General features: G+C 54.4%; 11 protein-coding genes. All 11 read left to right on the top strand.

All coding sequences use genetic code 11. The annotated features are described in order from the left end of the window. Nucleotides 1-153 precede the first annotated feature (153 nt). Complete coding sequence (locus LOS79_RS16725; protein WP_315411075.1) at nt 154-3,828, top strand: nitrate reductase subunit alpha; 3,675 nt, start codon at nt 154-156, stop codon at nt 3,826-3,828. Continuing rightward, nucleotides 3,818-5,392 carry a nitrate reductase subunit beta gene (gene narH, locus LOS79_RS16720; protein ID WP_315411073.1) on the top strand — a complete coding sequence of 525 codons (1,575 nt, stop codon included), beginning with the start codon at nt 3,818-3,820 and terminating at the stop codon, nt 5,390-5,392. The genes LOS79_RS16725 and narH overlap by 11 nt, the downstream gene beginning before the upstream one ends. Then, the gene (narJ, locus tag LOS79_RS16715; RefSeq protein ID WP_315411071.1) at nt 5,385-5,948 is read left to right on the top strand and encodes a nitrate reductase molybdenum cofactor assembly chaperone; all 564 of its coding nucleotides are present in this window, start codon (nt 5,385-5,387) and stop codon (nt 5,946-5,948) included. Before narH ends, narJ begins: the two co-directional genes overlap by 8 nt. After that, entirely contained in the window at nt 5,949-6,635 is a 687-nt protein-coding gene (gene narI, locus LOS79_RS16710; RefSeq protein WP_315411069.1) for a respiratory nitrate reductase subunit gamma, read from the top strand. A 51-nt stretch (nt 6,636-6,686) separates the two neighbouring features. Beyond that, nucleotides 6,687-7,145 carry a GAF domain-containing protein gene (locus LOS79_RS16705; RefSeq protein WP_315411067.1) on the top strand — a complete coding sequence of 153 codons (459 nt, stop codon included), beginning with the start codon at nt 6,687-6,689 and terminating at the stop codon, nt 7,143-7,145. Between the two features lie 32 nt (nt 7,146-7,177). After that, nucleotides 7,178-8,191: a sensor histidine kinase gene (locus tag LOS79_RS16700; protein ID WP_315411065.1), complete on the top strand. Its 1,014-nt coding sequence runs from the start codon at nt 7,178-7,180 to the stop codon at nt 8,189-8,191. Nucleotides 8,192-8,221: 30 nt separating this feature from the next. Next, a complete protein-coding gene (locus tag LOS79_RS16695) occupies nt 8,222-8,869 on the top strand; it encodes a response regulator transcription factor (RefSeq protein ID WP_315411063.1) in 648 nt (215 codons plus the stop codon). A 22-nt stretch (nt 8,870-8,891) separates the two neighbouring features. Continuing rightward, complete coding sequence (locus LOS79_RS16690) at nt 8,892-9,419, top strand: hemerythrin domain-containing protein (protein WP_315411061.1); 528 nt, start codon at nt 8,892-8,894, stop codon at nt 9,417-9,419. Nucleotides 9,420-9,761: 342 nt separating this feature from the next. After that, on the top strand, nt 9,762-11,252 hold the full coding sequence (locus LOS79_RS16685) for a nitrate/nitrite transporter (protein ID WP_315411059.1): 1,491 nt from the start codon (nt 9,762-9,764) through the stop codon (nt 11,250-11,252). A 49-nt stretch (nt 11,253-11,301) separates the two neighbouring features. Beyond that, nucleotides 11,302-12,546, top strand: a complete 1,245-nt coding sequence (gene glp, locus LOS79_RS16680) for a molybdopterin molybdotransferase MoeA (protein ID WP_315411058.1) — start codon at nt 11,302-11,304, stop codon at nt 12,544-12,546. 26 nt (nt 12,547-12,572) lie between these two features. After that, nucleotides 12,573-13,589, top strand: coding sequence for a GTP 3',8-cyclase MoaA (gene moaA / locus LOS79_RS16675; protein WP_315422287.1), 1,017 nt, complete (start codon nt 12,573-12,575; stop codon nt 13,587-13,589). Nucleotides 13,590-13,653: the final 64 nt, after the last annotated feature.

The raw sequence follows: 13,653 nt of genomic DNA, 5'->3' as shown, positions 1-13,653 counted from the left end.
CAGCTTTTCCCCTTGGCGGGAAAGGCTTTTTGGCATTTTGTGCAGATCGAGGGAATTCCCGAGGTTCAATAGGTGTTTCCCTAATGGGAAGCGCGGCTCGGTAGATCCATAATGATATTAATAGCATGGTTTTGAAAGGAGCGTTCTTGATAGATGAAGAAGAAATTCGGCCTTAACTTTTTTAAACCGGTTGAAAGCTATTCCGGGAACTGGTCCATTCTTGAAGAGAAAAACAGAGATTGGGAGAATATGTACCGCCAGCGCTGGTCTCACGATAAAGTAGTACGCACCACCCACGGAGTCAACTGTACAGGCTCCTGCAGCTGGAAGGTGTTTGTGAAGAACGGAATCATTACCTGGGAGAACCAGCAGATCGACTATCCTTCCTGCGGGCCGGATATGCCGGAATTTGAACCACGTGGCTGCCCCCGCGGAGCTACCTTCTCGTGGTATGAATACAGTCCGCTGCGCGTGAAATACCCCTATATCCGAGGGAAGCTGTGGCGGCTGTGGCAGACGGCGCTGAAGGAGCATGACAATTACATCGATGCCTGGGCCAGTATCGTTGAAGATCCTGAGAAGGCGAGCCAGTACAAAAAGGCACGCGGAAAAGGCGGCCATATCCGGGTAGCCTGGGATGATGCGCTGCGGCTGATCTCGGCGCAGCTGATCTATACCATCCGCAAATACGGTCCTGACCGGATTGCCGGCTTCACTCCGATTCCGGCCATGTCCATGGTCAGCTACGCATCGGGTGCGCGGTTCATCTCGCTCCTCGGCGGGCAAATGCTGAGCTTCTACGACTGGTATGCCGATCTTCCTCCGGCTTCGCCGCAGATCTGGGGCGAGCAGACGGATGTGCCGGAATCCTCGGACTGGTACAACGCCGGATACCTGATGATGTGGGGCTCGAACGTACCGCTGACCCGGACGCCGGATGCCCATTTTATGACGGAAGTGCGTTACAAGGGAACCAAGGTCGTATCGGTGGCACCGGATCTCGCCGAGAACGTCAAATTCGCCGACAACTGGCTGGCTCCGAATCCGGGGTCGGATGCAGCGCTGGCCCAGGCCATGACACATGTAATCCTGCAGGAATTCTACCAGGAACGCCAGGAACCGATGTTCCTGAATTATGCCAAGCAATATACCGATATGCCTTTCCTGATCATGCTTGACCACCATGAAGATTCCCTCAAGGCCGGACGTTTCCTGCGGGCGAGCGATCTTGGCGATACTTCACCCCACTCGGACTGGAAGCCGGTCATCTTCGACGAAGCTGCAGGTAGGGTCATGGTTCCGAACGGGACTATGGGCCAGCGCTGGGAAGAAGGCAAGAAGTGGAACCTGATCCTTGAGCGGGAGGACGGCAGCAAGGTAGAGCCAGCCTTGACCATCGGAGGCCACGGGGAGGAGTGGACGGAAATCGTCTTCCCGTATTTCGATAATGCCGGCAACGGCACATTCAAACGGATCATCCCGGTCCGGAAGATGACGCTTGCAGATGGTACCGAGCGTTATGTCGCAACAGTATATGATCTCATGATGAGCCAGTACGGTGTAACCCGTAAGGAAAGCCCGCTTAATGCCAAGGGGTATGAGGATGCCTCCTCACACTATACACCTGCCTGGCAGGAGGGCATTACAACGGTGAAGGCAAGCGTCGTGGTGCAGATTGCGCGCGAATTTGCCCAGAACTCAATCGATACAGGCGGACGCTCCATGATCATCATGGGGGCCGGGATTAACCACTGGTTCAACAGTGATACGATCTACCGCTCCATTCTGAATCTGGTGGTGCTGACCGCTTCGCAGGGAGTGAACGGCGGCGGTTGGGCGCACTATGTCGGCCAGGAGAAATGCCGTCCGATTGAAGGCTGGTCCACTGTGGCCTTTGCCAAGGACTGGCAGGGACCGGCGCGCCAGCAGAATGCGACTTCCTTCTTCTATTTCGCAACAGAGCAATGGCGTTACGAGGAGGGCGGTACCGATTCGCTGAAATCGCCGACCGGCGGAGATGTGGCTTACCAGCATCCGGCTGACTACAACGTACTCGCTGCACGCCTCGGCTGGCTGCCGTCCTTCCCGCAATTTAACAAGAACAGTCTGCTGTTCGCGGAGGAAGCGGCACAGCAGGGCAAGAAGAGTAATGCGGAGATTATCAGTCACGCCGTAGAAGAGATCACTTCACGCAAAACACGCTTTGCCGTGGAAGATCCAGGCGCTCCGGAGAACTTCCCGCGTTCCCTGTTTATCTGGCGCTCGAACCTGATCTCAAGCTCAGCTAAAGGCCAGGAATACTTCATGAAGCATTTGCTTGGAGCTTCCGACGGCCTGCTGGCTGAGCCGAATGAGGAGCAGAAGCCGGAGGAGATCGTCTGGCGGGAGGATGTGGAAGGCAAGCTCGACCTGATGGTGGCTCTGGATTTCCGGATGACGACTACGCCGCTCTATGCGGACATCGTGCTGCCGGCGGCAACCTGGTATGAGAAAACAGATCTGTCGTCCACCGACATGCATCCGTTTGTCCATCCGTTTAATCCGGCCGTGAATCCGCTGTGGGAATCCCGTGCAGACTGGGATATTTACCGCCAGCTGTCAGAGGTCTTCTCTGAAATGGCGAAAGCTCATCTGCCTGGTGTCTACAAGGATGTTGTGATGTCACCGCTCGGCCATGACTCAGTCAGTGAAATCTCACAGCCGATGGGTCTCGTTAAAGACTGGACCAAGGGCGAAGTGCCGGCAATTCCGGGTAAAACCATGCCGAACTTTACCATCGTCGAGCGGGATTACACCCGAATTCACGACAAATACACTTCACTCGGACCGAATCTTGCAACCGGTAAAGCAGGTGCGCACGGTGTCAGCTTCTCGGTTGCCGAAGAATATGAGGAACTCAAGAAGATCAGCGGAGTGTATCACGATGATTCCTTCCGGAATGGCCTGCCGAAGCTGCAGACCGCCCGCCAGGCGGCGGATACGATTCTGCATCTGTCCTCAGCGACTAACGGCCGTGTATCGCAGAAGGCCTATGAATCTGCCGAGAAGGATCACGGGGTACAGCTGCGGGATATTTCGGCAGACCGGGCAGCAGAGAAGATTACGTTCCAGAGCATTACGGCACAGCCGCGCGAAGTCATTCCGACTCCGGTATTCAGCGGCTCGAACAAGCAGGGGCGGCGGTATTCACCGTTCACGACAAACATTGAACGCCTCGTTCCGTTCCGTACGCTGACAGGAAGACAGCATTTCTATATTGACCATGAAATCTTCCAGCAGTTCGGCGAAGCGCTGCCGGTCTACAAGCCGACCCTGCCGCCGATGGTCTTCGGGCCGCGCGACAAGGCGGTAAAGGGCGGAACCGATTCTCTGGTTCTGAGATACCTGACGCCGCACGGCAAATGGAATATTCACTCGACCTATCAGGATAACCAGCACATGCTGACTCTGTTCCGCGGCGGTCCAACCGTGTGGATCAATAATGAGGATGCTGCGGCTCATCATATTGCCGATAATGACTGGCTTGAGGTCTATAACCGTAATGGTGTCGTGACTGCCCGCGCGGTAGTCAGCCACCGGATGCCGAGAGGCACCATGTTCATGTACCATGCCCAGGACAAGCACATTCAGGTTCCGGGCTCCGAAATTACGGATACGCGCGGCGGAAGCCATAATGCGCCTACCCGGATTCACTTGAAGCCTACCCAAATGGTCGGCGGATACGCACAGCTCAGCTATGGTTTCAACTACTATGGTCCAATCGGCAACCAGCGTGATGTCTACGTAGCCGTCCGCAAAATGAAGGAGGTTAACTGGCTTGAAAATTAAAGCGCAAGTCGCAATGGTAATGAATCTGGATAAATGCATCGGCTGCCACACCTGCAGCGTGACCTGCAAGACGACCTGGACGAACCGCAAAGGTGCAGAATATATGTGGTTCAATAACGTGGAGACGAAGCCGGGCATCGGTTACCCGAAGCGCTGGGAAGACCAGGAGCTCTACAAGGGCGGCTGGCAGCTGCGCAAAGGGAAGCTGGAGCTGAAATCCGGCAACAAGCTGTCCAAGATTGCACTCGGCAAAATCTTCTACAACCCGGATATGCCGGAAATGAAGGATTACTATGAGCCGTGGACCTACAACTATGAGCATCTGACGAATGCCGGGGAGCAGAAGCACTCTCCGGTAGCCCGGGCTCACTCTGCAGTAACCGGCGAGAAGATGGACCTGGAATGGGGTCCGAACTGGGAGGATGATCTGGCCGGTGCACATGTGACGGGCCCGCTGGACCCGAACATCCAGAAGATCGAGGAAGAGATCAAATTCAACTTCGAGAAATCCTTCATGATCTATCTGCCGCGCCTCTGTGAACACTGCCTGAACCCGAGCTGCGTTGCCTCCTGTCCTTCGGGAGCGATGTACAAACGGGATGAGGACGGGATTGTCCTGGTGGATCAGGAAGCCTGCCGCGGCTGGAGATACTGCATGACCGGCTGTCCGTATAAGAAGGTGTACTTCAACTGGCAGACCAACAAAGCGGAGAAATGCACCTTCTGCTTCCCGCGTGTAGAGGCAGGCTTGCCGACAGTATGCTCCGAGACCTGTACCGGCCGGATCCGCTATCTCGGCGTTTTGCTGTATGACGCCGACAAAGTGCTGGAGGCGGCATCCACCCCGGATGAGAAGGACCTGTACAAAGCGCAATGCGATTTGTTCCTGAATCCGCATGATCCGGAAGTCAGAGCCCAGGCGCGCAAAGACGGGATCTCCGAGGACTGGCTGGAGGCTGCCCAGAACTCGCCGGTCTACAAGCTGGCCATCGAGCACAAGCTGGCATTCCCGCTTCACCCGGAATACCGGACCCTGCCGATGGTATGGTATGTGCCGCCGCTTAGCCCGATCATGAACTATTTCGAAGGCAAGGATTCACTGAAGAATCCGGATATGATTTTCCCGGCGATCGAAGAGATGCGCACACCGGTCCAGTATCTGGCGAACATGCTGACTGCAGGCGATACGCAGACTGTCAAAGAAGCACTGCAGCGGATGGCGATGATGCGCTCTTATATGCGCGCCCAGTCCACCGGCCAGGAATTTGATCTTACCCGGCTTGAGCGTGTCGGCATGACTGCCCAGCAGACTGAAGAGATGTACCGGCTGCTCGCCATCGCCAAATATGAAGACCGGTTCGTGATCCCGACCTCCCACAAAGAGCAGCATATGAATCCTTACCGTGCACAAGGCTCAGCGGGTTACGGCAATACCATGGGCGATATGGGGAGCTTCGGCTCCGGCTGTGACGGCTGCGGACCAGCCAGCTCAATTGGCGAAGCAACGAAGACCGGCAAGGAAATGTATGAGGAGAATTTCTACGGGGGGATTTGGCGTGATTGATCTGATCAAGCTGCATCAATATAAGCAATCCTTCGGATATTTTGCCCTGCAGCTCATGTACCCGGAGAAGCTGGATTTCCATCCGGCTTTTCTGGAGGAGGCGTTTGACAGCGCTCATCCCGGTTATGCCCATGTGCATGCCTATTGGGAGCAGATGCAGCGCTTCAGCCTGGATGAGATTCAGGAGAACTATGCCGCCACCTTTGATTTTCAGAAGGACTGTGCGCTGTATATGACCTATTTCAAATTTGAGGATGCCAAGGAACGCGGGCAGATGCTCGCCAAGCTGAAGCTTCTCTATGAGATGTTTGGCCTTGCAATGCCGGAAGGCGAGCTGCCGGATTATTTGCCGCTGATGTGTGAATTTATATACGCCGCGGAGTGGCTGGATGTCCCGGGGGCACCGGAGAATTTCCGGATGCTGATTGCCATTCTGGAGGATGGCACGTATCATCTGCTCAAGGCGCTGGAACGAAACGAAAGTCCCTATTTCCATCTGGTTAAGGGGTTGCGTGAGACCTTTAAGGTTTGCGCTGAACAGGAGGCCCTGAGTTAAATGAATATGCTTAGTCAGTTTTTATGGGTTATTTTTCCCTATATGTGTCTGGTGGTGTTCATCGGCGGCCATATTGTGCGTTACCGCAAGGATCAGTTCAATTGGACGGCCAAATCCAGTGAATTTATTGAGAAAAAACAGCTGAAATTCGGCAGCATTCTGTTCCATCTCGGTATTATGCCGGTTATTATGGGCCATATCGGCGGGCTGGCTGTGCCGAAATCATGGCTTGAGGCCGTTGGCGTAAGCGATCATATCTACCATATCGGCGCAGTATATATCGGAGGAGTCTTCGGCGCAGCTACGCTGCTCGGGATGCTGATCCTGACCTCGCGGCGCTTTACGCTGAAGAATGTCCGCCGGCTGAGCAGCGCATCGGACCTCATTGTTAACTCCCTGCTGCTGTTCATCGTGTTTATGGGCATGTACTCTACGATTGTTACGAATGCCGTACAGCCTGAGTTTGACTACCGCGATACGATTTCCGTCTGGTTCCGCGGGCTGTTCATGTTCCGCCCGGATCCGTCACTGATGAGTGATGTGCCGTTCTCCTTCAAGCTGCACATATTGTCCGGCTTCGCGATCTTTGCCTTTTGGCCGTTCACCCGGCTGGTCCACGTCTGGAGCGTTCCGTTGAATTATATAGGTAGAAGTTATATCCTATACAGAAGGAATAAATCGAATTAACGGAAAGAACAGCGCGGACTCTTTCCCTGTTCTGGCTGAGGAGAGAAAACGATGAACCATAAGGTGGATTACCAGACCCGGCTTGACCGGATCCGTGCAGATTTAGGATACGACTTCATCTCGCTGGCTGTGGCAGAACCGGCGGAATATGATTACGTCATCCGGTGGAAATACGCCTCTGGGAATACGAATGAGCGTTATAAGCGGATTGTGCTTCAATCAGGCAGAGGGATTGCCGGGATTGTGTTCAAGACCGGCAAGCCGTTCTTAATCCCTTCAATAGTGACCGATGTGAAGCCAGATGCCTTGTTCAATTATCCCATTACCAAGATGGAGAGCTTGAACAGCATTGGTGCTGTACCGGTGTGGAATGATGCCCGTGTCGCGGGTGTGCTGCTTGGCGGCTTCAGGGGAGAACGGCAGGTAACCGCTGATATGCTGAGAGACCTGGAAGCGGCAGCACGCAGGGGCATTGGAGACTTGAACGGGAAGGAATTGTTGCTCAGTTGATGATACCCGAAACGGATCTGCGGAGTAGGCTCATGACGAAGCTGTTCGAGAACAGCTCGGAGGCGATGTTCTTTTTTGACCGGCAGGGGAAAGCCCTGGCAATGAATTCGGCTGCCGAGAGTATCGTCGATAAGGATATTCTGAAGCAGCTGTATCAGGGAAATCCCGAAGCGTTATGCGGGACCTGCCGGGGGTACACGAGTGAGACGGAGCTCCGGACCTGCCTGAACTGTTATTTTCACACACCGGACTCGGAGGAATTTACCTCTTATCAGGTTTATCTGGAGACGAAGGAGAAGGGAATCGTGCCTTATGCAGCGACCTTTCACACCATAGATGAAGAGAATGGCATCAGAGTGTTTATGCTCAGGGATCTGACCAGGCAGTTCAAGACCCAGGAGAAGTTCTACCAGAACAAGATGATGAAGCATATTATTGAAGCCCAGGAGAATGAACGCAAGCGCATTTCCCGTGAGCTGCATGACAGTGTTGCCCAAGAGCTGATGAGTGCTGTAATTGATCTGCGTGTGCTGAAATATATGACGGCTGATGAAGATTTGCTCAAAAAGGTAAAGCAGACCGAGGTATCCATGACCAGGCTGCTGAGTGATATCCGTAATCTTTCAGTGGAGCTCAGGCCGGCTGCGCTGGATGATTTCGGACTGGAGGCGGCGTTCCGGTCACACTTCAAGCGGATTGAGCAGACCTACGGTCTGGTCATTGATTACGAGTCCCGGCTGTCCGAGAAACGGTACGGGAGTGAGATTGAAACGGTAATGTACCGCGTGTGCCAGGAAGCTGTGCTGAATGCGCTCAAGTATGCCCAGGTGGACCGGGTTAAAGTAACCCTAACAGAAAATGAGGGTCTGCTGCGGCTGATGATTGAGGACGAAGGGAACGGCTTCAAACCGGGTGATGAGCCCAGCGGAACCGGACTTGGCCTGTTTGGCATGCAGGAGCGGGCGGAGCTGGTGGGCGGCACCTTCAGCGTAGATTCAGAAATAGGCCGGGGTACAACAATCATTTTACAGGTGCCGGTAGGATAGGTTCTGTCCGGGGAAAGGAAGGAGCTTCTGATGAAAATCGTCATTGCAGACGACCATGCGATCGTGCGGAGCGGCTTCTCCATGATTCTCAATTTCCAGAATGACATTGAGGTGATCGGAGCGGCGGCAGACGGCAGGGAAGCCTATACGATGGTTGCCAAACTCCGTCCCGATATTCTGATTATGGATTTAAGCATGCCTCCGGGAGAAAGCGGGCTGACCGCGACCGGCAAGATTAAAGAGGATTATCCGGATACCAAAATCCTGATCCTGACGATGCATGATGATGATGAATACCTCTTCCATGTACTCAAGAACGGGGCCTCCGGTTATGTACTCAAGAGTGCGCCGGATGAGGAGCTGCTGCTGGCGGTCCGGACGATCTATGAGGGCGGCACCTATATCCATCCGAAGATGGCCACCTCGCTGGTCCGTGAATTCATTAAGCAGGATAAAACCGGCGGCACAGAGGATTTGTTCGAACTGCTCTCGAAGCGGGAGCTGGAGATTCTGCCGCTTATTGCCAAGGGATACGGGAATAAGGAAGTAGCCGAGAAGCTGTTTATTTCCGTCAAGACGGTAGAGGCCCACAAAGCCAAAATAATGGAGAAGTTAAACCTTAAAAGCCGGCCGGAGCTGGTCGAATATGCTTTAAGAAAAAAAATGCTGGATTTCTGACCGGCCAATGGAGGTTAGCTGTATGCCGGAACATACAGGGCTCAAGTTTACGCTGCCCGCCATGCGCATTCTGGAGAACGAACACCGCTACTTGTCTTTTCTCATGGGGGAGTGGCATAATATTGTCCTCTGGTTTGAACAGGAGCAGATCCTGCTGGAAGAAGCCCGGACCCAGCTGCAGAAGCTGCGTACGGCAGTTGTGGAGTTTAGCGTTCCGCTGAAGAACCATACCGGTAAGGAAGAGGCGCATTTCTTCCCGCTGCTCGGCCGGTATATCGGGTTTGAGCAAGGTCCGCTGGTTGGCATCCAGGAAGAGCACCGCGAGATTGACGGCTATATCGGGCATTTCCTGCATCATACTGAGGGCGGTGCGGAGCAGATGGGCCTGGAGGATATCCGGGCAGCCGTGCGGGATGCCGGGGAGGCCTTTGAGGTGCTGACGGTCCACTTTGTCAAAGAAGAGACTGTAATCTTCCCGATGGCCGAGACCCAGCTCAGTCCGAAGGATAAAGAGCGGTTAAGCCGGGAGCTGAACACGCTTATTACTTGAGTTGCGTGCGGGTGCGCAGCAATTCGTAGTGATGCGTGAACATATGTGGCTATGCGTGACAATGCGTGACAATGCGTGACAAGGATCAGGCTGCTCCTAAGGGGGCGGCTTTTTTGTTGCGCATTGTATTCGGTTTTTCATATACAATGGGGTCGTTTACCCTGGAGCGATAAGCCTCCTGAGCCCCTGCAGCCAAGGTGTCATCTTGCCGGGGTATTTTCAGGGTTTCCCCTGACAGGGACAGGGAGCTCCCCTATATCTGTGCCGGGGGACCGGCGGATACAATGAGTACAGGATTAATTAACATAGACCATTAAGACTAACGGCGAAAAGGTGAATCCAATGATTAAAAAAATGCAATTGCCGCTACAAACCCTAAACTTGATCACCGGATTTATGGTATGGGTGATTATCTCCTCCCTGATGCCTTTTATTTCTGAGGATATAAGTATCCCTCAAGGCAGGCTGGCGATGGTCACGGCAATTCCGGTCGTGCTTGGCTCCATTCTAAGAATTCCTTTAGGGTATTATGCGAACATCCTGGGGGCGCGGATTATTTTTATGTTCAGCTTTATTCTGCTTTTGTTCCCGGTCTACTTCATCAGTGAAGCGACCACCGTAACCCATTTGATTATTGGAGGCCTGTTCCTGGGGATCGGCGGAGCTGTATTCTCGGTAGGCGTGACCTCTCTGCCGAAGTACTATCCGAAGGAGAAGCATGGTCTGGTCAACGGGGTCTACGGGATCGGGAATCTCGGAACAGCAGTCACGACCTTCTCGGCACCGATTGTGGCTGCACATTTCGGCTGGCAGGTTGCAGTGAAGCTGTATCTGATTCTGCTGCTGGTATTCATTGTGTTGAATTTCTTCTTCGGGGACCGTCAAGAGCCTAAGCTCCGGACACCGATTATCGAGCAAATCAAGAGCGTTTCGAGGAATGAGAAGCTTTGGCTGTTCTCCCTGTTCTATTTCATTACCTTTGGTTCTTTCGTGGCCTTTACCATTTATCTACCGAACTTCCTGGTATCGAATTTTGGACTGGAAAAGGTGGATGCCGGAATGCGTACCGCCGGCTTCATTGCCGTTGCGACCTTCTTCCGCCCGGTAGGCGGCTGGCTGGCGGATAAGTTCCAGCCTTTGTTCCTGCTCATCGGCACCTTCAGTATTTACACCGTTGCGGCAATCATCCTGGCGTTTATGCCGGATATGGGCCTATATACGGCGGGCTGCCTGGCCATAGCTTTTAGTGCCGGAATCGGTAACGGGGTTATATTCAAGCTGGTTCCGCTATATTTCAATAAGCAGGCGGGGATTGCCAACGGGATCGTGTCCATGATGGGCGGTCTGGGCGGTTTCTTTCCACCTATTATGCTGTCGGTGATCTACGGGGCTACAGGGCAATATTCGATCGGGTTCATGCTGCTCTCCCAGGTGGCGCTGGCCAGTCTGGTGCTGGTAGTGTGGCTGTACTTCCAGGGCAGGCTTGCCCTCACCGCTGAAGTGTTCAATTCTACCGGGCAAGGGATTATGGTTACGGATGTAGCCGGTCTGATCCATTCCGTCAATCCGGCCTTCACGAAGCTCACCGGGTATACCGGGGATGAAGTTCTTGGCAAGCAGCCCAGTATTCTGAAGTCCGGCCGCCAGTCGGGGGAATTCTACCGCATTATGTGGAGCGAGCTCAAGGGGAAGGGTATGTGGCAGGGTGAGATCTGGAATAAACGCAAGAACGGGGAAGAGTATTTGCAGTGGCTGAATATCAGTGCGGTGAAGGATGAGACCGGCGAGGCTGTCCGTTATGTCGGCACATTCAGCGATATTACACTTAAATAACCGGAGGATCAGCCGGGTTCAGTCCAGCAGGAGTTAGGAGCAGATGAAGATGGAGAAGAGCAGAAAGCCGGTATCTGTAGCAGAAGCTGTATTCCGGGTAATTGAACAAGCAGGCTATACGGGTTCAGAAAGCGTACCGCTCGCCGGGAGCTACGGGCGTATCTTGGCCGAGCCGCTGACGGCTACCCATGATGTTCCGCATTTCACCCGTTCACCCTATGACGGCTATGCCATTGCTGCGGCAGATTCGGCTGGTGCCTCAGGGGATCACCGGATTAGCTTCACGGTTGTCGATCATATCGGCGCCGGGGAAGTGTCGCAGGTTACCATTGGTGCATTCGAAGCAGTCAGGCTGATGACGGGTGCGGCATTGCCTGCCGGGGCAGATGCGGTGGTTATGTTCGAACAGGCCGTGGAAGAGGGGCGTACGTTCACGATCCGCAAGACTTTTGCCCCGCAGGAGAATCTGTCCCTGCAGGGCGAGGATATGACCTCAGGTGAGCTGATTGTACCGGCCGGAAGCTTCATTCATCCAGGCACCATAGCGCTGCTGGCCACCTTTGGATACGGGCAGGTTCAGGCCGCAAAGCGTCCGGTCGTAGGTATATTATCTACGGGGACTGAGCTGCTGGAGGTGACGGCTCCGCTTGAACCCGGGAAAATCCGCAACAGCAACGGGCCGATGATATTCGCCCAGCTTGCCCGCATGGGCATACCCTGCCGGATATACGATACTGAAGCGGACCAGCTGGAGGCCTGCCTGCTGACGGTCCGCAAGGCTATGGAAGAGACGGATTGCCTGATTACCACGGGCGGCGTCTCTGTCGGCGATTATGACTTTTTGCCGGAAATATACAAGCGGCTCGGGGCCGATGTGCTGTTCAATAAGGTGGCTATGCGCCCGGGCAGCGTGACCACCGTTGCGGTTGCCGGGGACACTTACTTGTTCGGACTGTCCGGTAATCCGTCAGCTTGCTTCACGGGATTCGAGCTGTTTGTAAGGCCTGCCCTGCTCAAGATGATGGGGGCGGATAAACTTTACCTGCCGCGGACGACAGCTGTACTGGCCGAGGATATTCCGAAGGCCAATCCGTTCACCCGGTTTATCCGGGCGGTCTATGACGGCACCTCGGTGCGTTCCGCAGGCTTCAACAAGTCCAATGCAGTATCTTCAATCGCCCGCGGGAACTCGCTGATCGTGCTGCCGGGCGGGACCCGGGGGTATGCTGCGGGCGACCGGGTTGACGTCCTGCTGCTGGGTGTTGAAGAAGGAGTGGAAGAATGGGGGCTGTAAGCCTGCCCGGAGAGGAGGAAGATCATATGAATGCTCATCCGTTACAGGATCAGCTGCGGCGGCCGATTCATGATTTGCGGATTTCGGTAACGGACCGCTGTAATTTCCGCTGTACCTACTGCATGCCGAAGGAGTTGTTCGGAGATGATTATGCGTTCCTTCCGGCCAGCGAGCAGCTTACCTTCGACGAGATCCTCCGCTTAACAAGGCTGTTCGTCTCGCTTGGCGTAAGTAAAATCCGCCTGACCGGCGGCGAGCCGCTGCTGCGGAGTAATCTGCCTGAACTGGTTGCCGGAATCCGGGCTATCGATGGTGTGGAAGATATGGGGCTTACGACGAACGGGGCCATGCTTGGCCGGCAGGCGGCGCCTCTGTATGCTGCGGGCCTCCGCAGGCTGAATGTCAGCCTGGATGCCCTGGAGCCTGAGCTGTTCGGCAGAATGAACGGGCGGGGGTACAAGCCCGGAACAATTTTGCGGCATATTGATCATGCGGTGGAAGCCGGTTACGAAGTTAAGGTGAACATGGTGGTGCAAAGAGGGGTAAATGAATCGGAGATTGTACCGATGGCGGCCTATTTCAAGGAGAAGAATATAACGCTGCGCTTCATTGAGTTCATGGATGCCGGCAACGACAATGGCTGGAGCTATGATAGAGTCGTGACCAAACAAGAAATACTGGAGCGCCTCCAGCGCAGCTTTGCACTGGAAGCCCTTGAGCACAGTTACTTCGGTGAGGTTGCGCAGCGTTACCGGTACCGGGACAGTCACGCGCAGATAGGGTTTATAACCTCTGTCTCTGAATCGTTCTGCTCCTCCTGTACACGGGCCAGATTGTCTTCTGACGGTAAATTGTACACCTGCCTGTTTGCTGCAGAAGGTTATGATCTCCGGGCAATGATCCGCAGCGGAGCCGATGACGGGGAGCTGCTTACGGCCATTAGGAACGTATGGGAGCAGCGCGCGGACCGGTATTCCGATGAGCGGACAGAACAGACCGCGGGGAACAGGGAGAAGATCGGCATGTCCTATATTGGCGGTTAAGCGGCAGCAGCCGGCTCAGCTGTTAATTGAGCCGGATTGGAGATCTGCAATCTGGAATCACATT

Source organism: Paenibacillus sp. MMS20-IR301 (assembly GCF_032302195.1).
Lineage (GTDB): Bacteria > Bacillota > Bacilli > Paenibacillales > Paenibacillaceae > Paenibacillus_AQ.
This window is presented reverse-complemented; position numbering and strand designations above follow the sequence as displayed.

What these genes read in the sequence shown, in the direction of transcription:
- LOS79_RS16685 (WP_315411059.1), top strand. Translation starts at nt 9,762, where the DNA reads ATGATTAAAAAAATGCAATTGCCGCTACAAACCCTAAACTTGATCACC.
- LOS79_RS16695 (WP_315411063.1), top strand. Translation starts at nt 8,222, where the DNA reads ATGAAAATCGTCATTGCAGACGACCATGCGATCGTGCGGAGCGGCTTC.
- LOS79_RS16725 (WP_315411075.1), top strand. Translation starts at nt 154, where the DNA reads ATGAAGAAGAAATTCGGCCTTAACTTTTTTAAACCGGTTGAAAGCTAT.
- glp (WP_315411058.1), top strand. Translation starts at nt 11,302, where the DNA reads ATGGAGAAGAGCAGAAAGCCGGTATCTGTAGCAGAAGCTGTATTCCGG.
- LOS79_RS16690 (WP_315411061.1), top strand. Translation starts at nt 8,892, where the DNA reads ATGCCGGAACATACAGGGCTCAAGTTTACGCTGCCCGCCATGCGCATT.
- LOS79_RS16705 (WP_315411067.1), top strand. Translation starts at nt 6,687, where the DNA reads ATGAACCATAAGGTGGATTACCAGACCCGGCTTGACCGGATCCGTGCA.
- narI (WP_315411069.1), top strand. Translation starts at nt 5,949, where the DNA reads ATGAATATGCTTAGTCAGTTTTTATGGGTTATTTTTCCCTATATGTGT.
- LOS79_RS16700 (WP_315411065.1), top strand. Translation starts at nt 7,178, where the DNA reads ATGACGAAGCTGTTCGAGAACAGCTCGGAGGCGATGTTCTTTTTTGAC.
- moaA (WP_315422287.1), top strand. Translation starts at nt 12,573, where the DNA reads ATGAATGCTCATCCGTTACAGGATCAGCTGCGGCGGCCGATTCATGAT.